The organism is Streptomyces angustmyceticus (assembly GCF_040701845.1).
Taxonomy (GTDB): domain Bacteria; phylum Actinomycetota; class Actinomycetes; order Streptomycetales; family Streptomycetaceae; genus Streptomyces; species Streptomyces angustmyceticus_A.
In genome coordinates this window covers 541688-558593 of record NZ_JBFBHQ010000001.1, presented here as the reverse complement: position 1 = coordinate 558593, position 16906 = coordinate 541688, and the positions used below count along the sequence as shown (strand labels likewise).

Genomic DNA, 16906 nt, shown 5'->3' with positions numbered 1-16906 from the left:
GCCAAGGAACTGACCGATGAACGTTCTCCTCGACAACCTCTCCCTCTACGGGAAGGGCCTGCTGGGCACCGTCGAACTCACCGTCTTCGCCTCGCTGCTCGCGCTCGTCCTCGGTTTCCTGATGGCCGCGTTCCGGGTGGCTCCGGTCGGCTCCCTGCGGGCCTTCGGGACGGCATGGGTGACGGTGCTGCGCAACACGCCGCTGACGCTGCTGTTCTTCGCGGTGGTGCTGGGGCTGCCGCGCTTCGGGCTCGTCCTGCCCTTCAACCTCTTCGCCATCCTGGCGCTGGGCTGCTACACCTCCGCCTTCATCTGCGAGGCGGTGCGCTCCGGCATCAACACCGTGCCGGTCGGGCAGGGCGAGGCGGCCCGCAGCCTGGGCATGACCTTCCCGCAGACGCTGGGCGGGATCGTCCTCCCGCAGGCCTTCCGGTCCGTCATCCCGCCCATCGGCTCCACCCTGATCGCGCTGGCCAAGAACTCCGCGATCGCCGGCGCGTTCAGCGTCACCGAACTCCTCGGGGTCTACAAGCCGCTCAGCGAACTGGGCTACAGCATCATCTGGACCTTCGTCTGGATCGCCGTCGGCTACCTGATCGTGACCTTGACCATCAGCGCGCTCTTCAACGTGCTGGAGAAGCGCTACGGAGTCGCCCGATGACCACCGCCCTCTACGACATCCCCGGCCCGCGGACCCGGCAACGGCACCGGCTCTACGGGCTGCTCTCCACGGCGCTGATCCTCGCCCTGCTCGGCGGGGTCGTCTACCTCCTCTTCTCCACCGGCCAGTTCACCGCGGCGAAATGGACTCCCTTCACCTACAAGGGAATTCAGGAGCTCCTCCTGCGGGGCCTCGGCAACACCCTGAAGGCCTTCGCCCTCGCGGCGGTGCTGTCGCTGGCGCTGGGCGGGGTGCTGGCGACCGGCCGGCTCTCCGAGCACCGGATCGCGCGCTGGGTGTCCACGGTGCTGGTGGAGTTCTTCCGCGCCATGCCCGTACTGGTCATGATCTTCTTCATCTATGTGGCGCTGCAGGCGGAGCCGCTGATCGCCCTGGTCGCCGGCCTGACCCTGTACAACGGCTCGGTGCTGGCCGAGGTCTTCCGCAGCGGCGTCCACTCCGTCGACCGCGGCCAGCGGGAGGCCGCCTACGCGCTGGGGATGCGCAAGACCCAGGTCATGACGCATGTGCTGGTGCCGCAGGCGGTCCGGGCGATGCTCCCGGCGATCATCAGCCAGCTGGTGGTCGCCCTGAAGGACACCTCGCTCGGCTACCTCATCACCTACGAGGAGTTCCTGCACGCCGGCAAGCTGATCGCCTCCAACCTCGACTACGACCTGCCGTTCATCCCCGTCGTCATGATCATCTCGCCGATCTACATCGGGATGTGCATGCTGCTGTCCTGGCTGGCTCACTGGGTCTCCCAGCGCCAGCGGCGCAACCCCAAGGTGGAGGCCGTCGAGGTGGCCGCCCCGGAGCCGGGCACCCTGCTGCCGGGGGGCCACCGGCCGCCGGCGTGAGAGGGGCGGGAGCCGGCCCCCGCCCCGGCCGATGCCTCCGTCTCAGCGGATGCTGCGCACGAGCCAGGGACTGAGCCCGCCGCCGAAGATGCGCTCCTTGTACGTCTCGTCGCCGGGCAGCGGCACGACCAGCCACTGGCCCGGCGGGAAGAACCGCGTCCTGACGTGGGCGAGGCCGCCGTACACCGACCGCAGGAAGGCCGGCACCGCATTCCGCGGGACATCGGCGAACTCCACCCCCTCCACGGTGATCGTCGCGTCGTCCTCGGGGAAGACCTGGACGGTGACCGCGGGCGTCCCGTCCAGTTCCACGAAGGCCTCGTGCGGCAGCGAGCCGTCCGCGTCCAGGACGGCGAACGCCCCGGCCGCGGTGCGGCGGGAGGTCCGGTCCGCGCCGATGTCGTCCGTGACGGTCAGGCCGAGGCGGTACTCGGCCGCGATCGCACGGAGGGCGGCGACGGCGGACTCGGTGGTGGGCAGGTGCGGGTGGTCGTTCCTCATCCCCGTGATCCTCTCGCAGCGGCGGGGATCGCACACGCCGGCTTCACCCCGGTCCGCCCGTGGACGCTCACTCCGCCGGGCGGCGGGCCCAGGCGGAGAGGGTCATCTGCGGGATGTCGATGAAGGCCGGGTCCTTGAGGAGGGTGTGGAACTCCGCCAGGTCGGCCTCGGTGACCGCACCGTCGGCGAGGAGGCCGGGTGCGGCCTGGTTGATGAGCGGGAGCCAGCGGTCCTTGTCGAGTCCGCCCATGCAACCGGGGTTCGCGGCGAAGGCGACGTCGGACAGACCGCTGCCGGCCAGGAGGGCGGGCAGGCCCCGGACCCAGTGGAGGTCCGCGCCGTGCTCGTGGTACCTGCGCTGGTAGGCATCGAGGATGCGCCGCATCACGGGGAAGGGGGAGGTGGCGCCGGGCAGGTGGTAGGGCTCTTCGATGACGAGCCAGCCACCGGGGGCGAGCCAGCGGCCGACCCGCGCGACCATGTCGTCGCGTGCCGCGAGATGGCAGAACAGGTAGCGCGCGTGGATGAGGTCGAAGCTGCCGGGGGCGTAGTCCTCGTCGGTGATGTCGGCTTGCTGGACCTCCAGGTTCGCGGCACGGCCGGCGTCGAGGTGGCGCGTGTCGAGATCGACGCCGACCACGCGTCCTTCCGGGCACCGTTCCGCGAGCCAGTAGGCGATGGAGCCGGCGCCGGCGCCCAACTCCAGGCAGTTCCAGGACGCTTCGACGGGGAGGCGGTCCAGGATTCCGGTGGTGAACGCGTCCACGCTGCCCTGGATGGACGTCAGACGGTCCCGCTCACGGTCGGCGTCATTGCTCAACATGCCGCTGGTGTAGGGGGTGCGGGCGGACTGCTGGGTCATGGATTCCTAACGCGTACGAGAAGGTGGCGAGTGGGGGGTACGCAGGTCCGGCACCGCGGGGCGGGCCCGAACGGGACCGGCCGGTGCGGGCGGAACGGCGAACGAGCGGACGGCGGGCAGCGCGCGGGCCCGGAGGACGGCGAGCAGGAAGTCGGCCTCACTGCGGAGGCCGTCGTGGGCGGGCCCTCCGGGGGCGAGTTGGTTCGGCCGGGGGGTGGCCTCGGCCTGCCGGGCGTCGAGGGCGGTGCACAGCCAGCAGGCGGTGACGGCCGGCTCGATCTGTTCCCCGGGCAGCTGCTGTGCCCCGATGTGGTGCCGAGCGGCCTCCATCGCCTCGGAGGACACGTAGTCGTGCAGGACGAGCAGGGCGTCGCGGATCTCGATGACCTGGCGGTAGAGCCGGAGGCGGATCGTGCGGGGTCCGCCGAGCACCGCGCGGAGGCGGGGGACCGGCTTGTCCAGGGTCACGTAGGGAACGGCTCCGGTGACCTCGCGCCACAGGGGGTGCAGACGCCACAGGGCGCTCATGTCGCGGACGGCCCGGCGGACGGTGACGACCAGGGGCAGACCGACCCCGGCGGTCATCATCCAGGCCGTGACCCCGATGTTGAGCGGGAACAGCGCCCCCAGCCAGGCCGGCCGGGCGAGGAGGAAGGCCAGGACGACACACCAGAACGTGGCGGACGAGGTGAACCCCGCGGCGAGCAGCAGGAGCCCGGTGCGCACGGGCCGGTCGTCGCCGGCCCGGCGCCCGTAGCGCACGCACAGCACGGCGCACGGGATGGTGCCGATGAGGTGGGCCGCGATGAGCAGCCACCAGAACGGGCTGTACCAGGCGACGGGCTGGCTGGTGACGCAGCCGGCATCCGGCGAGACCGTGTAGTTGAGCGCGATCAGCGCGGCGATGGTGAGGACCATCGGGCCGTAGACGAGCCAGGGGCGGCGCCGGGACATGGCGGCGAGCACGAAGTCGAGGATGAGGGCCGAACTGAGGACGCCCCAGCCGTTCATGAACAGGCCGCAGCTCTCGGCGAAGCGGAAGGTGTGGGTCAGTGCCGCGGTGACGGGGTCGAGATAGACGGTGATCGACCCGGCGAGACCGATCGCGGACAGCAGCAGCATCTTCTGCTGCCGGGAGCGGCGGGCGGTGGGCAGCCGGAGGGCGATCACCAGCCAGAGGGCCAGCGCGCCGGTGAGTTCGACGCGGGTGCCCAGTTCGTAGAGGGAGTGAGTGTCCACGCACCTACCTGCGGATTCCTAGGGCGACTTCGAGCGTGCCGCGCACCCCTGGGGACGACGAAGGGGGCAGCATGCCCGCGGCCGAGTGGATGAGACTGGCGACGAGTTCGGCCTCTTGCTCCTGCTCGGAGGTGTAGCTGGTGCGGCCCAGCAGCCGGCTGACCACGTCGGGGCGGAGGCCGGGCAGCAGCGTGGCCAGTGCGCTGCGGTTCTCGTCCTCGCCGGCGCCGTGATCCCACAGGATGTGACCGATCTCGTGGAGAACGATGTGCTCCTGGTGGAACCTGGTGGTCTTCTCCTCGACGAAGATGTGGTCGCAGGATTCGGTGGCGACCCACAGGCCGCAGGCGTTCACGGCGGAGCCGATCGCCAGCGTGTGGATCCGGATGGGCCGGCCCCGCCGGACCGACAGTTCGCGGACGAGGGCCTCGACGGAGAAGGGACTGGGCAAGTCGAGGGCGTTGACGAGCGCCTGGCACCGCTTGCGGACCTGCCGTGTGGTCATGGTGTCACCCTGTTTCCGGCGCCTCGGGTCGGCTGTTCATCGCTCCCCACCATTCTGGCGCAGTGCGATGAACCCGCTGAGGCCGCATGCCGCCAAGGACTGTGACGGCAGCCATCGTCGCCGTTGCGCGAGGCGATCTCAAGGGGGGACCGGGGAGCGGGCTGCTGCCGCGCCGGAGGGAGCGGCCTGGCTTTCTCGCGATCGACAGTCCGCAGAAGTGCGCGCAGGACTTCCGACGGTGGCTCCGGTACCGGTGTCGCGCCCCGGCAGGGCAGGTTGATCCAGATGCCACAGTCGAGGCGCAGCGCGAAAATGGAGACAGACGGTGAGTGCTCCGGGAGGGTTCCAGCACCGCCATCGACAAGAAGTGGGGCAGGCCTCCTGGATCGGCGCACCGCTGGACGCCGGCGCCGGCAGCCAGGAAGGTCCGAACCCGGACGGGCGCGGGCGGTCACGTGACGTCGAGGGCGGCTCGCTCTGCCGGAGCCCGGACGGCCGGAGCCCATGAGGTCCACCGTGCCGTCCGCGACCTGAGGCAGCGCAGGGGAGAGGAACGTTCGTTCCTCCTGTCTCCTCCCCTGTCCCGTCCCGGCTGAAAAGGGGCAACCAGCCCACCACAGCGGCAGGTTCCAGGACGGGCTTGCGGCCCGGCCCCCCCCGCAGGCGGTCCCGTAGCCCATCACACCGCCTTCATCGACCGAGGCCCCCGCAACGGGGGTTCGCTCCGGAACCCTCCATCCCTGGAGGGAGGACACCATGGCCGCACCCATGACCGCGGACCGGATGCTCCGGGCACTCCGCGACGAAGACCTGGTCATCGAGGAGACCCGCGATTGGCGCCACCACAACCGCAACCACAAGGGTCCGTTCAACAACGTGCACGGCGTGATGATCCACCACACCGTCACTTCCGACACGAAGAGCACCGTCAAGCTCTGCTACGACGGCCGCCCGGATCTGCCCGGCCCGCTGTGCCACGGCGTCATCGGCAAGAACGGAGTCGTCTACATGGTGGGCAACGGCCGCACGAACCACGCCGGCCGGGGTGACGACGATGTGCTTCGGGCCGTCATCGAGGAGAGGCCGCTGCCTCCTGACAATGAGCAGAACACCGACGGCAACGCGAGGTTCTACGGATTCGAATGCGAGAACCTCGGCGATGGGATCGACCCCTGGCCGGAGAAGCAACTCGAGGCGATCGAAAAGGCAGCGGCCGCGATCTGCCGCGTCTACGGATGGCACGCCGGCAGCGTGATCGGCCACCTGGAGTGGCAGCCCGGCAAGATCGATCCCAAGGGATTCACGATGGAGAGCATGCGCGCGAGGATCGCCAGGCGCCTCGCCGCCGACTGAGGAGCTGACCATGACCATCAAAGGAATCGATGTCTCGTCGTTCCAGCCGGAGAAATACCACACCGGCGGATTCGCCTTTGTATTCATCAAAATCACGGAGGGGACCACCTACACGAACCCCAAGTGGGTCGCTCAGCGCAAGACCGCACGAGACGCCGGAATGGTGACCGGCTTCTATCATTTCGCCCGGCCCGGATCCGTTGAAGAGCAGGCCGAGTTCTTCCTCTCCAAGATCAATCTGGTGGAGGGGGACATCCTCGTCCTCGACTGGGAGGACCAGGGCGTCTCGCATTCCTTCAAGGACAACTGGATCAAGCGCGTGCAGCACCGCACTCCCGGGCACAGAACGGTGCTCTACTGCAACCGGGATTTCTGGCTGCACCGTGACAGTACGTCGTTCGCCGGGGACGGCCTGTGGATAGCCCAGTACAACGGCAGGCCCGGTCGGCCCGACATTCAGCACCCGTGGCTGTTCCACCAGTACACCGACCACCCGGTCGATACGAGCGTCGGAAACTTCAAGGACAAGGTGGCACTGCGCGCGTGGTCCGCACACCGGCAGCTGGCTTCGTTCGACTGAGGCTCAGCCGAAGCGGCTCACGGTGAGGCGCAGCCGCGACGTGCTGCCGAGGAGGGGACGGACGATCTCGGGCATCGGGATCTCGGTGTGCAGGTCGTCGCCGTCCTCGACCATCCGGCATGGTTCCGCGGCGATCGGGTCGGTGTCGTCGATGCTGCCGGGGATTTGTGAGTTCCATGCCGCCCAGGCCTGCGCGCCTGTCTCTGCGGACAAGTCACGAGGGCCGACGTCGACGATGAGCGTGTCTTCCCAGTCGGGCACCTGCTCGAGGTGGTCCTCCCAGAAGAACCGGCCGTTCTTCTCCACGAGGTGGAAGACGCGCAGCACCAGCGTGTAGCGGGAGCGGAGCGTCAGCCGGCTTTCCCGGCCGCCACGGCCGGTACCCCGGTCGAGGCCACGGCCGGTACCCCGGTCGAGGAGGAAGGCGGTGGCCAGGGGTACGCCGCCGGCGTCGCCCTCGGCGGAGCCGTGCCGGGCGGATTCCTGGTTCAGCTGAATGGGGCAGTAGTGGGCCGCGCGCTGCTCATGCATGACGGTCGGCAGGCCCCGGACGGCCAGCCGCACCTCTGCCTGCCACACCCGTGATGCACCGGAGGGCTGATCGGGCAGCTCCAGGCCGCGAAGGTCTGCCCGGACCTGGTAGTTCCCGAAGAGGAAGCGGCGCAGGTTCTGGTAGCCCTCTTCGGAATTCACCAATCCGTAGCGGCCCGAGTGGGAGCGGTGGACGAAGGCCCGGTGGGCGTGGCGCACATAGGCGTTGTCGATATGGACCAGCCCGTCGCTGCGCGGCCCGACCGCCTTCTCGACCAGTCCGTAGTCGGCCGCGTTGGTCCCGACGACACAGAACACCCGGCGGGTGTCGAAGGCCTCCGCCGGGATCTCGTTGGGCCGCCAGTCCGGCGGGGGATCGTCGCCGTTGGACGCCCCGGGGGTCAGATAGGTGTACATGCGGTCGGGGGCGAAGATGTCCGATCCATTCGGCCCGAAGGTCTCCATCGCCCAGTCGACGAGCCCTCCGCCGAGGTCGAAGGCGATGCCGCCGTGCGGGGTGCCGTAGGTGAAGAGCTTGTCCACGAGCTCGCTGCCGGGGCGGCGAGGTTCACCCGTGCGCGGATCGGCCGTGCGGGAAACCTTCTGGATCAGGCAGCGGGCGAGCAGTCCCCCCATGGAGTGGGCAACCAGATGCACCTTGGGGGCGCCGGTCTTCAGGCGGACGAGTTGGACGAAGTCATAGAGGCGCTCTGCCGCCCTTTCGAGGTCGAATTCCTCCGGGGCCGCGGTGACGGACGTACCGAAGGTGGACGCGGCACAGTCGTAGAAGCGGTGCACCCAGATGGACTCGGGCGCGACCGCGCCATCGGCCTGCGACTGGAGATACGCGTGCTGATCGCCGCGCACCAGGAGCTGATAGCCCTCGTCGCTCATCAGCCTCAGCAGGGGACCCTCGAACTGGTAGAAGCGCGGCGTCCCCTCCCCGCCGACGCGAATGTGGGTGGCACCGCTGTTGAGCCCGTAGAACGGGTCGTCGGTCTGCTTGTCCACACCGCTCGGCGGACCGGCATATCCCCGCAGGTAGATGATGGGTGATCGCTCCGCCATGGTGCAACGCCTTCCCGAGGCACGTGCGGCCGGTGAGGCCGGCGCGCGGTCAATCGGTGACCAGGCCAGGTTGCGGCAGGAGCGTGCGGAGCACCAACCCGTCCGGGCCAGACGGGGCGCCCCGGCGCAGACGCCGGCCACCGGATGCGGGCGCCGACGGAAATGCGTCCTGGGCGCGGTCGGCGAAGGCCGGCGGAGGCTGTCCACCAAAGCCATTCGGGAAAGCGGCGGTTGACGGCGGCGTCGTCAGAGTGCCAGGTCGCGGGCGAGGACGGTCAGCACGGCCCGGGTCTTGGTCTCGCCGCATCGCGGCGGGGCAACGCCCTGCTGTCGCAGGGCCTGTTCGAGCAGCTTCCCGGCCTCAGCCGCGTCGGCCGTGCTGGTACGCATCGAGACCTCGAGGAAGCGCAGGTCCTTGGTGATCCACTCCTCAATGACCACGGGGCGGGGCAGAGCGTCCCAGTCCTGCTTCCACTTGACGGTGTACACCGGGCCGAGTGCCCTCAGATCCGCGAGGTCGCCCTGCTTCAACCCTGCGGCGTCCTCCAGGAGGTTCCGGTGCGGCTTGGTGAGGAGGGGGCCCAGCGCTCCGCGCCCGGCTCCGAGCGCCGACTCGACGCGCTTCGCCTCGACCTTCCGGTCGGCCTGCAGCGAGGCGGAGACCACGGGCGTGAAGGCGGGGCCGATCCGGTCCTCCTCGATCGTGAAGTCCCAGGCCCCGTCGTCATCCTTGCGGTTCTTGCGCCAGTCGTGCGGCAGCCGGGGGCACGGCCGCAGCTTGACGGTCATGTTGGTTTCGCGCTCGGACCCATGGTCCCCGTCCTCCAGACGCAGGCGGAAGATGACCCCGCGGTCGAGGAAAGGCAACGAGATGCCGTCGCCGCCCTTCCTCGGACTGTCCCAGAAGTGGATGCTGCGACTGCGGCCCTCGCCGCCCTGGAGCGCGAGCGCGCAGGCCGCCTTCCTGGCCTCGTCTCCGGAAAAGCTGATCTTGATTTCCGTGGCCGTGGCCGTGGGAGTCCCTGTCATGCTGCCGTTATCGCACGACGCACAGCGTCGTGCACCCAGCGTCCACCGGCCCGGTCGACGGGTGGCGACGCCTCTTCGCCCTCCCGGAGCACGCGGTCGGCTCAGGAGCCGCAGCGAGAGCGGAGCAGCCATTGCGGTTCCCGTTCACGTCCACCCGCCCCACGACTCACGGGCACCTCGTGGTGGTAGCAGGGCGGTAGTGGACGCCGGCTTCCAGCGGCATGTTGTCGTCGCGTGCCCGCCGTACACCTCCTTGCGGAGGCTTGAACCACCGGGCAGTGCGGGGCGGCGCCCTCCTGTCATGGATGGCGGCGCTGTGTTGCGGGCCCTCGCGCCCAGTGAGACGGTGAGCGGGGGGCAATGCCGACGGCCTGGCGATGGACAGCCTTACAGGCGACGGCACTACGTGTCGATACGCGACTGATCCGCGCCCCACCAGCCTTGGCGCCTGACATTCCGTGAATCGGCGCGCGTCCACGAACCGGGGGAAGCGCACAGAGAGCGGGAAATTCAATGGCGAACGGACCCATGGACAGGCGCGCCTTCGGCGAGCATCCCGATCGGCCCAATGGCACCGTCATGGGCCAGGGCACGGAGTACACAGGCCGATACGTCGTCCTGTTCGAACCGGGTGACCAGGAGAGCGGGCTGAACGCCCTGCGTTCCTCCGCCGACATCGCGTCCGTCGAACGCGTCCGAGGAACCGAGGCCGCGAATGTCGCCGAACTCCTCGAGCGCCCTGACGTCTCGGTGCTCTTCGAAGAACTCGGGGCCGCCGTCGTCGAGGTGCGGCCCGAGCAGCGCCACGCGCTGGTGACCTCGGCCGAGGCGGAATCCTCGATCATCGCGGCAGAACCGGAGCGCATGGTCTACGCCTCGCCGATCACCGCCCCGCAGCAGGCGCCGACCGAGTTCTTCCCCGCCTACCGCAGCGACGAGGAAGTGGTCGCCCATCACACCATGGCCGAAATCGCCGCTGCCCAGGGCCCGGCCTCGGACGAGGAGCACTGGACCTGGGGCCTGCAGGCGATCCGGGCCAATCTGTCCAGCCTGACCGGACGCGACGTGAAGATCGCCGTCATCGACACCGGCGTGGACACCGACCACCCGGACCTGGTCGGGCGCATCGAGGCGTCGGCCTCCTTCGTGCCCGGCGAGGCCGTCGAGGACGGCAACGGCCACGGCACGCACTGCATCGGCACCGTTGCCGGTCCGGCAAACCCCCGGCAGGGGCCCCGCTACGGGGTGGCCTGCGACGCCCGGATCCTCGTGGCGAAGGTGCTCAGCAACGCGGGCAGCGGCACCGATGGCCAGATCCTGGCGGGCATGGCCTGGGCCGTCGCCCACGGCGCGCAGGTGATCTCCATGTCGCTCGGCGCGCGGGTCCGACCGGGTGAGCTCTTCCCGCAGACGTACGAGAAGCTGGCCCAGCGCGCGCTCGAGCGCGGGACGGTGATCGTCGCTGCCGCGGGCAACGACAGCCACCGGCCCCCGGAGATCCGGCCCGTCAGCCGGCCCGCCAACTGCCCCTCCATCCTCGCGGTGAGCGCACTCGACAAGGCACTCACGCCGTCGTTCTTCTCCAACGGCGGCATCAACGGCCAGGGCGGCGAGGTCAACATCGCCGCGCCCGGCAGGGACGTGCGCTCGGCCGCCCCTGGCGGCGGGTACCAGAGCCTGAGCGGCACCAGCATGGCCACGCCGCATGTCGCGGGCGTCCTCGCATTGCTCGCCCAGGCAAACCCCCACGCTTCCGCGGCCGACCTCAAAGAGAGTCTGATGTCCGGTGCCTTCCCGCTGACGCAGCCCGCCAGGGACGTCGGCTCGGGTCTGCTCCAGGCACCGTGAGCGAGTCGGCCCAGCCCGCGCCGGTCGGGATCATCCTCGCGGTCGACCCCGACCGGTTCGCGGAAGTGGCCGAGGCCTTGCGACGGGCCGGGCTGACGGTCACGGGAGAGCAGCCGGCCCTCGGCACGCTCTCCGGAACCGTCGCGGAGGACCGGATACCGACCCTGGAGACAATCGACGGCGTCGAATCCCTCGACCGGGAGCGCACCCTCCAGCTCCCCCCGCCCGACTCCCCGATCCAGTAGGTCCTCAGGACTGTCCCTGACCCGAGTCCGGAGCGCCTTCCTCCCGGATGAGATCCCTCGACTGGGAGAAAGCGCCCCTCACTTGAGAACGCTCATTTCAGGAGCGACCCCAAGGCATTGTTGAATTGTCGACAAGGGTGCGGTGTCGAGGACGGAATGAGGGCCAGTCAATTCGGGGTCTTGGGCGTCACCGGTCCCGAAAAGGTGCCGAACGTCGGCCGATTGACGTCGGCAGCCCGGTTGCGGGGCATTCGGGCGGGAGTAGCCTGGAGTTGATGTGCTGCCCGTTCTGGAGGTGGGCGATGGTTCTCCGATTGCTGCGGCGCCGTAAGCCGCATCGGCTCGTTTTTCTCGGTAACGGCTGTCTGATCCGCGGCTTCAGCGGCGGATTCTACGACGGTCACGGATATCAGCACTGACACCGTTCACGGTCGAATCCAGGAGGATATGCGGTGGCAGAGGATATCGATGCCCTGGCAGCCATGGCAAGGATCCTGTCACCGCATTGCCGTGTCACCCGGATGTCCGACGGAGTGCTGATCGCGGACTGGAAACGGACGCGTTTTCTCGGATTGGCGATGACGGAAGTTCAGAAATTCGCCTCCGGCAGCCCTGAGGAACGCGCCGAACTCGTCATCGGTCTCATGCGTGCCGGGTGCGCGACGCGCCGCCGGACGACATACGCGGGCGTGGGCGTCGGGCCCTGGCTGGGGGGAGTGCACCTGCTGATCCGGATCCTTGGATTCGGGCGCGTCCTGCGGCTGCTGTCCTTGGCCGCCCCGGGCTACGCCCGTACGGATCTCCCCTCCGCGGAGGAGCTCGGACGGCTGAAACGGGCAGTGCAGTCGCACAGCAGCAGGAGCTGGTTGGTCAACGGCGACTGCAAGTCCGAGGCGGTGACGGCCTTCGTCCTGCTGCGGCGGTGCGGCCTGAAGGCCGTACTCCACGTCGGCGTGCGCGAACACCCTTTCGCCCTGCACGCGTGGACAGTCTCGGGCGGCCTGTGCATCCCCGACGCCGATCCGCGAGGACACGCCTTCACACCCGTGCTCTCGATCGACTGCGGAGGACCCTGACATGGAAGCGCTCCGCCTCGAGTGGGCCGGGGGCGCACCGAGGCTCCGGCCCAGCGAGGCCATGGCGCGTCAGGGGCTCGTCACGACGGTCTCCTCGCGGGCCGGCACCGCGGTCGTCGTCGGCTGGGTCGGCTCGGCCCGTGAACGGGCGGCGGGCGCGCGGGGCCTCCTCGACGACTCCGGCAGGCAGGGGGCCGCCCCGCCCGTGCCGGTCGGCGACTACGCGGCTGTTCTGGTGTACCGCGACCGCATCCTGCTGACGCGCGACGAGCAGGCACGCATCCCGCTCTTCTTCAGGGAGTCCGGTGGCCGCGTGAGCGCCGTGAGCACCTCGGCCCGCTGCCTGGGGAGCGTCACAGAGCTGGAACCCCGCTACTTCTGCCGGTACCTCACCGGGAACATGGCACAACCGCACTCGGACCTCACCCCTTTCGCCGGGGTGCACCGCGTCCTCGGCGGCGAGGTGGTCGAGCTGTCCCTCACCGGGCAGATGCGCCGTCGTACGCCGCGGCGGGCCCGCCGGGCCACCGGCCCGCCCGAGCCGACCGCGGACGGCTCCGGCCTCGATGAGGCCGCGCAGGAGTTGCGCCTCGCGCTGGAGACCGCCGTCGGACGCCGCATGGGCACCATGACGGCATGCCATGTCTCGGGCGGTACCGACTCCACCAGCGTCGCGCTGCTCGCCGCAGGCCTGCTGGCCGCGGAACGGGGCGGCGCCGGGGACCTGGTCCTGCTCGCCGGGCGCTTCTCCCGCGGGGAGCTGGCCGCGGAGCGGCCGTACCTCGACGTCGCGATGGAGGCGATCCGCCGTCACACCCCCGCGGCCCGCACCGTGCTCGTCGATGCCGACGACGTAGCCGACTTCGACGACTTCCAGCACCACGCGGGAGACGCCGACGAGCCCTCTGCGCACGCCTTCCGCGCCCCCTTCTGGGCCAGGCTGCACGCCGCGGCCGCCGAGCTGGGCTGTGACACGCTCCTGACCGGCTGCGGGGCCGATCCGGTCGTGGACGCCAACCCGTACCACCTGCACAGGCTGGCCCGCACGGGAGCGCTCCGGCAGATGACCGAGCAGGCACGCGCCTGGGCCTCGGGAAGCGAGCGGGGCTTGCGGGACATCGTCCGCGCCTACGTGGTGCAGCCGGCCTTTCCACTGGCCTCCGAGCGGATCGCCGCGCTCCGCGGCGGCGGAACGGTGCTCGGCGGCCTCGGCAGCTTCAGCCGCCCCCGATGGCTGCGATCCGGATTCGCGCGCGCTCACGGCTATCGGGAGGCGGGCATCGCGGAGAGCCGGTTCGTGTTCGGACGCAAGCCGGAACAGGCGCTGTACGACGCCGCCAATTACGTCGCCGCTCCCGACCCGCTGTCCTGGCAGCGCGCACGAAGGGACGGGTTCTTCCTCTCGCACCCGTTCCTCGACCCGGAGGTCGTCGCCACGATGAGCCGGCTGCCTGCCGCAGCCACGTTCCGGCCGGGCCGTCCGAAGGCCGTGCTCCGTGAGGCCATGGCCGATCTCCTCCCGGCCCCGATCCTCGGCAGGGCGGTCAAGGTGCCCTTCAACGACCTCTATGCCCGCGGCCTGCGGACGCACGGCGACGAACTCATCGCCCTGTGCCGCTCCGCCCGGCATCCGCTGATCGCGGAGATGTTCGACGTCGAGATGCTGTGCCGGGCCGTGCGGGAGGCTCAGCTCGGCCTGGGGGACTCGTACTCCTGGGACCGCGTGAACAGCTCGCTCGCCCTGGTGGCCTGGCTGGAGCGCCTGGACCGGCGTTCCGGCGTGCCCGGCGCGGAGGTGCCCGTCACCGCTGGCTCTTGATGTCCCACAGGGTCCGCTCGACCGGGCCGGTGACGAGGTCGACGAGGCCGTACCGGCTCGACGTCTGGCGATTTTCCTCCGGGGTGGCGACGCGGCCTTCCTCGCCTTTTCGCGTAATGGATGTCTGCACCTGCGCGCCGTGCGTGCCGAACGTCCAGTAGACGGTGACGAATCGCGGGGCCCTCGTGCGTTCGTCGATCGCATTGTTCTCGTGCACCCTGGCACGGTGGATGAGAGAGTCAAGACCGTTCTTCTGTTGCTGCTTCATCCATCCGGGGACTTTTTCCCTGCCCCAGGAGTACGCCACGAAGTCGAGCGGCGGCTGCAGCACGAGCCGGTCCTTGCGCGCGAGGCTCGCGGAGGCATAGAACGCCACCTGGTCGTACGGCGTGTCCATGGGCAGTTGCACCACCACTCGCGTGGCGTAGGTGTCGTTCGACTCGATCCACGTGCCATCTTGCATCCACGGTTTCGCCTCGACCAGCTCGCCGGGCTGGTGGATCTCCCGGCGGGAGAGCGGATTCACTTCCGAGGACTTGCTCCACTGCTCGGCATCGGTTCGCCACTGCCGTCGGAGCCGGTCCTTCGTGCTCAGCGGCACCTGTTTCCCCATGGCGTGGAACTCGGTGCCGAGCACGTAGAAACCCACGTCGCCGTGGTTGTGGAGGGTGATGTCGACCGGTACGGCGAATGCCGTGCGGTCCTTGCTCAGCACCGGCTTTCCCATGGCCACCGTGATGAGAGGCCTGGTCTGCCGCTGGTACGGCTGATAGAGGTTCTGGTAGCCGAAATTGGCGATCGCGATGACCGAGGAGACGATCAGCGCGGCGGCCACCCGTTTCGGAGCGGGGATCGCCACCGACGTCCGCCACACCGCGAAGACCGCGTACGCCGAACCCGCGGTGAGCACGCCGAACAGCACCGGATAGGTCGTGGACTCGCCGTCCTTGACCGTCTGCACCAGGAGCATGGCGTTGGTCAGCAAGGCCGCGAACGTGCCGATCAGTGCGACCAGGCCGGAGTAGGGGAAGCTCTGCCGGATCCAGTGGTCCAGGACCGCGGCGGCGCCCACGAGCGTGGTGAACGAGACGACGAGAAGCGCGGCACCGGTGAGGCGGCCGGCGAAGGTCAGATCATGGACGAAGTCCTCGAGGCCGATCTGGGCCAGCAGCAGTGTGGTCCCGAAGAGGACCAGCACGACCACGGCCAGGGTCACCCGCGACTGCCAGGTGCTCAGCGAGGGCCGTCGCGCTTTCGGGTGCGGGCGGGAGTGTGGCCTGGGGGGTGTCCGCACGCGATCGCCTCCTGAGGCCGCCGGTCGTGCCCTGCACGTGTGCGGCGCGGACTCAGGAGATCTGCCGCCGCGCCGAGGGTTCGAGCACCATCGTCCGTGGCGATCCATCGGGTTGCCATTCGGATGCCGCCGCGCGTGCGAGCCGGTGGTACGCGCGCCGAGCGGTGTCGAGACCGGAGCCGGTCACCCTGCCCAGAAGGCGCGTCTTCCAGGCCAGAGGTAGCATCGCCCCTATGGGGCGGTGTGCACCCGTGTCGCACATTTCAAGAGCTGGCAACAGGAGCAGTCGATGACTGCCGTAGTCGGCAGCTTGACGTGCTAGTGGCTTCATCTTTCGCCGCGTTGCGATGGGCCGAGGGTCTGGAGTCAGGCGCCGCGGCATCAGCGCGGGCCCGTCCGGGGGACATTCCCCGGCGCCGTGGATCGACTCACCTGTGATTCTCCCGGGCAGTGGCACGGCCTGCAGCCGAGGGTAGTTGCTCCCCGATTTCAGCGAAGCGCCTTTCCCGGGCCCCGGATGCCTGTCAACGGCCTGCACGACCCTGACTTTCGCGCATGTGAGTCTGCTCCCGGCGCAGCCGGGACCTCCACCGAGGAGATCGCCATGAACAGCCCGGAACGGGGCCACCCGGAGCACGAAGACTTTCCGTGGACCATCACTGTGGCGGACCATCCGCCCCGTACCGAGAGCTCCCAGTACCGGGCGAGCCGCAAATTGATGGTCAAGCTCGTCGGGACCACGGGGGACTGGGCGTTCGCGCCCGGCCCGTATCAGGACCACCACGGCGGCGGAGTGTGGGTGAAGGACGACGACGGCTGGTTGTGCCTGCTTCTGCCGCTCGGCATCGAGTGGTCGGCGCAATTCTGCGCGGACCCTTCGAAGGTGGACCGCATCCGCCGCTGCGCCGCCCGGGTGGTCGGAGCATTCCCGGACACCCTGCCCGGGTATGCGAGCTTCGGCTACGACCACGGTCAACGGCTCCTGGACACCCCCGTAGAGACTGTCGAGCAGGTGGCCGAGTGGACGGACTCGATATTCAACGCCTCGGTTCCGCTGCCCGCCGGTACCCACTCAGGGGTGCTCCCTAAGGCGGCCGGGTACCACCACTACCCGAAGCCCATCGTGGACATCGACCACTTCCGGTACGACGACTTCGAGCTGTTCGTCACGGACGACCGAGGGCTCCCGGTCGCGGTGGTGCCGGTCTCCCCGCGCGGCTCCGGCGACGGCCGGGTGCGCCTGCTTGCTGCCCATCCCGACTCGCCGTATGCGGAGCGCCTGGCCGCCCCCGGCCCGGTGGATCGATCTGTCCGGGCCGAAGAAGTACAGGCCACCGACGGGGAGGGGGCCCTGCTCGCTGCCGACGACCTGCTGGCCCAGCGGGCCTTCCGGCAGCAGACCTGACGCGAGCCACCCTCGCCGTCCGGAGCGGAC

At 69.6% G+C, this 16906-nt stretch carries 15 protein-coding genes and 1 pseudogene; 9 read left to right on the top strand and 7 right to left on the bottom strand.

The annotated features are described in order from the left end of the window. Positions 1-16 precede the first annotated feature (16 nt). Positions 17-661 carry an amino acid ABC transporter permease gene (locus AB0411_RS02355; protein ID WP_366415288.1) on the top strand — a complete coding sequence of 215 codons (645 nt, stop codon included), beginning with the start codon at positions 17-19 and terminating at the stop codon, positions 659-661. Then, positions 658-1521, top strand: a complete 864-nt coding sequence (locus AB0411_RS02350) for an amino acid ABC transporter permease (protein ID WP_366415287.1) — start codon at positions 658-660, stop codon at positions 1519-1521. The genes AB0411_RS02355 and AB0411_RS02350 overlap by 4 nt, the downstream gene beginning before the upstream one ends. 42 nt (positions 1522-1563) lie before the next feature. Here the strand turns inward: AB0411_RS02350 and AB0411_RS02345 are convergent, their stop codons facing one another. From AB0411_RS02345 to AB0411_RS02330, 4 genes are all read right to left on the bottom strand, one after another. Beyond that, positions 1564-2022: a hypothetical protein gene (locus tag AB0411_RS02345; RefSeq protein ID WP_366415286.1), complete on the bottom strand. Its 459-nt coding sequence runs from the start codon at positions 2020-2022 to the stop codon at positions 1564-1566. Between the two features lie 67 nt (positions 2023-2089). After that, a complete protein-coding gene (locus AB0411_RS02340; RefSeq protein WP_366415285.1) occupies positions 2090-2884 on the bottom strand; it encodes a class I SAM-dependent methyltransferase in 795 nt (264 codons plus the stop codon). A 6-nt stretch (positions 2885-2890) separates the two neighbouring features. Continuing rightward, entirely contained in the window at positions 2891-4123 is a 1233-nt protein-coding gene (locus AB0411_RS02335) for an MAB_1171c family putative transporter (protein WP_366415284.1), read from the bottom strand. A 4-nt stretch (positions 4124-4127) separates the two neighbouring features. Beyond that, positions 4128-4628: a hypothetical protein gene (locus tag AB0411_RS02330; protein WP_366415283.1), complete on the bottom strand. Its 501-nt coding sequence runs from the start codon at positions 4626-4628 to the stop codon at positions 4128-4130. Positions 4629-5384: 756 nt separating this feature from the next. Here AB0411_RS02330 and AB0411_RS02325 point away from each other — a divergent pair. Continuing rightward, positions 5385-5969, top strand: a pseudogene (locus AB0411_RS02325) (N-acetylmuramoyl-L-alanine amidase); the annotation flags it as partial. A 22-nt stretch (positions 5970-5991) separates the two neighbouring features. Continuing rightward, entirely contained in the window at positions 5992-6561 is a 570-nt protein-coding gene (locus AB0411_RS02320; RefSeq protein ID WP_366415282.1) for a glycoside hydrolase family 25 protein, read from the top strand. A 3-nt stretch (positions 6562-6564) separates the two neighbouring features. Here the strand turns inward: AB0411_RS02320 and AB0411_RS02315 are convergent, their stop codons facing one another. Together AB0411_RS02315 and AB0411_RS02310 are read right to left on the bottom strand one after the other, a co-directional pair. Beyond that, complete coding sequence (locus AB0411_RS02315) at positions 6565-8160, bottom strand: esterase/lipase family protein (protein WP_366415281.1); 1596 nt, start codon at positions 8158-8160, stop codon at positions 6565-6567. 246 nt (positions 8161-8406) lie between these two features. Then, positions 8407-9189, bottom strand: coding sequence for a hypothetical protein (locus AB0411_RS02310; RefSeq protein WP_366415280.1), 783 nt, complete (start codon positions 9187-9189; stop codon positions 8407-8409). Between the two features lie 513 nt (positions 9190-9702). Between AB0411_RS02310 and AB0411_RS02305 the strand changes: the two genes are divergently transcribed. The 4 genes from AB0411_RS02305 to AB0411_RS02290 all read left to right on the top strand — a co-directional run bounded on the left by AB0411_RS02305 (position 9703) and on the right by AB0411_RS02290 (position 14177). After that, entirely contained in the window at positions 9703-11037 is a 1335-nt protein-coding gene (locus AB0411_RS02305; RefSeq protein WP_366415279.1) for a S8 family peptidase, read from the top strand. Then, the gene (locus AB0411_RS02300) at positions 11034-11282 is read left to right on the top strand and encodes a hypothetical protein (protein WP_366415278.1); all 249 of its coding nucleotides are present in this window, start codon (positions 11034-11036) and stop codon (positions 11280-11282) included. The genes AB0411_RS02305 and AB0411_RS02300 overlap by 4 nt, the downstream gene beginning before the upstream one ends. 578 nt (positions 11283-11860) lie before the next feature. Next, entirely contained in the window at positions 11861-12358 is a 498-nt protein-coding gene (locus AB0411_RS02295) for a lasso peptide biosynthesis B2 protein (protein ID WP_366415277.1), read from the top strand. A 1-nt stretch (position 12359) separates the two neighbouring features. Beyond that, complete coding sequence (locus AB0411_RS02290; protein WP_366415276.1) at positions 12360-14177, top strand: asparagine synthase-related protein; 1818 nt, start codon at positions 12360-12362, stop codon at positions 14175-14177. Here AB0411_RS02290 and AB0411_RS02285 read toward each other — a convergent pair. Beyond that, a complete protein-coding gene (locus tag AB0411_RS02285; RefSeq protein WP_366415275.1) occupies positions 14161-15381 on the bottom strand; it encodes a hypothetical protein in 1221 nt (406 codons plus the stop codon). The genes AB0411_RS02290 and AB0411_RS02285 overlap by 17 nt on opposite strands. 607 nt (positions 15382-15988) lie before the next feature. Here AB0411_RS02285 and AB0411_RS02280 point away from each other — a divergent pair. Continuing rightward, positions 15989-16876, top strand: a complete 888-nt coding sequence (locus AB0411_RS02280; RefSeq protein ID WP_366415274.1) for a DUF6424 family protein — start codon at positions 15989-15991, stop codon at positions 16874-16876. Positions 16877-16906 lie beyond the last annotated feature (30 nt).

What these genes read in the sequence shown, in the direction of transcription:
- AB0411_RS02355 (WP_366415288.1), top strand. Translation starts at nt 17, where the DNA reads ATGAACGTTCTCCTCGACAACCTCTCCCTCTACGGGAAGGGCCTGCTG.
- AB0411_RS02350 (WP_366415287.1), top strand. Translation starts at nt 658, where the DNA reads ATGACCACCGCCCTCTACGACATCCCCGGCCCGCGGACCCGGCAACGG.
- AB0411_RS02345 (WP_366415286.1), bottom strand. Translation starts at nt 2,022, where the DNA reads ATGAGGAACGACCACCCGCACCTGCCCACCACCGAGTCCGCCGTCGCC.
- AB0411_RS02340 (WP_366415285.1), bottom strand. Translation starts at nt 2,884, where the DNA reads ATGACCCAGCAGTCCGCCCGCACCCCCTACACCAGCGGCATGTTGAGC.
- AB0411_RS02330 (WP_366415283.1), bottom strand. Translation starts at nt 4,628, where the DNA reads ATGACCACACGGCAGGTCCGCAAGCGGTGCCAGGCGCTCGTCAACGCC.
- AB0411_RS02320 (WP_366415282.1), top strand. Translation starts at nt 5,992, where the DNA reads ATGACCATCAAAGGAATCGATGTCTCGTCGTTCCAGCCGGAGAAATAC.
- AB0411_RS02315 (WP_366415281.1), bottom strand. Translation starts at nt 8,160, where the DNA reads ATGGCGGAGCGATCACCCATCATCTACCTGCGGGGATATGCCGGTCCG.
- AB0411_RS02310 (WP_366415280.1), bottom strand. Translation starts at nt 9,189, where the DNA reads ATGACAGGGACTCCCACGGCCACGGCCACGGAAATCAAGATCAGCTTT.
- AB0411_RS02305 (WP_366415279.1), top strand. Translation starts at nt 9,703, where the DNA reads ATGGCGAACGGACCCATGGACAGGCGCGCCTTCGGCGAGCATCCCGAT.
- AB0411_RS02295 (WP_366415277.1), top strand. Translation starts at nt 11,861, where the DNA reads ATGACGGAAGTTCAGAAATTCGCCTCCGGCAGCCCTGAGGAACGCGCC.
- AB0411_RS02290 (WP_366415276.1), top strand. Translation starts at nt 12,360, where the DNA reads ATGGAAGCGCTCCGCCTCGAGTGGGCCGGGGGCGCACCGAGGCTCCGG.
- AB0411_RS02280 (WP_366415274.1), top strand. Translation starts at nt 15,989, where the DNA reads ATGCCTGTCAACGGCCTGCACGACCCTGACTTTCGCGCATGTGAGTCT.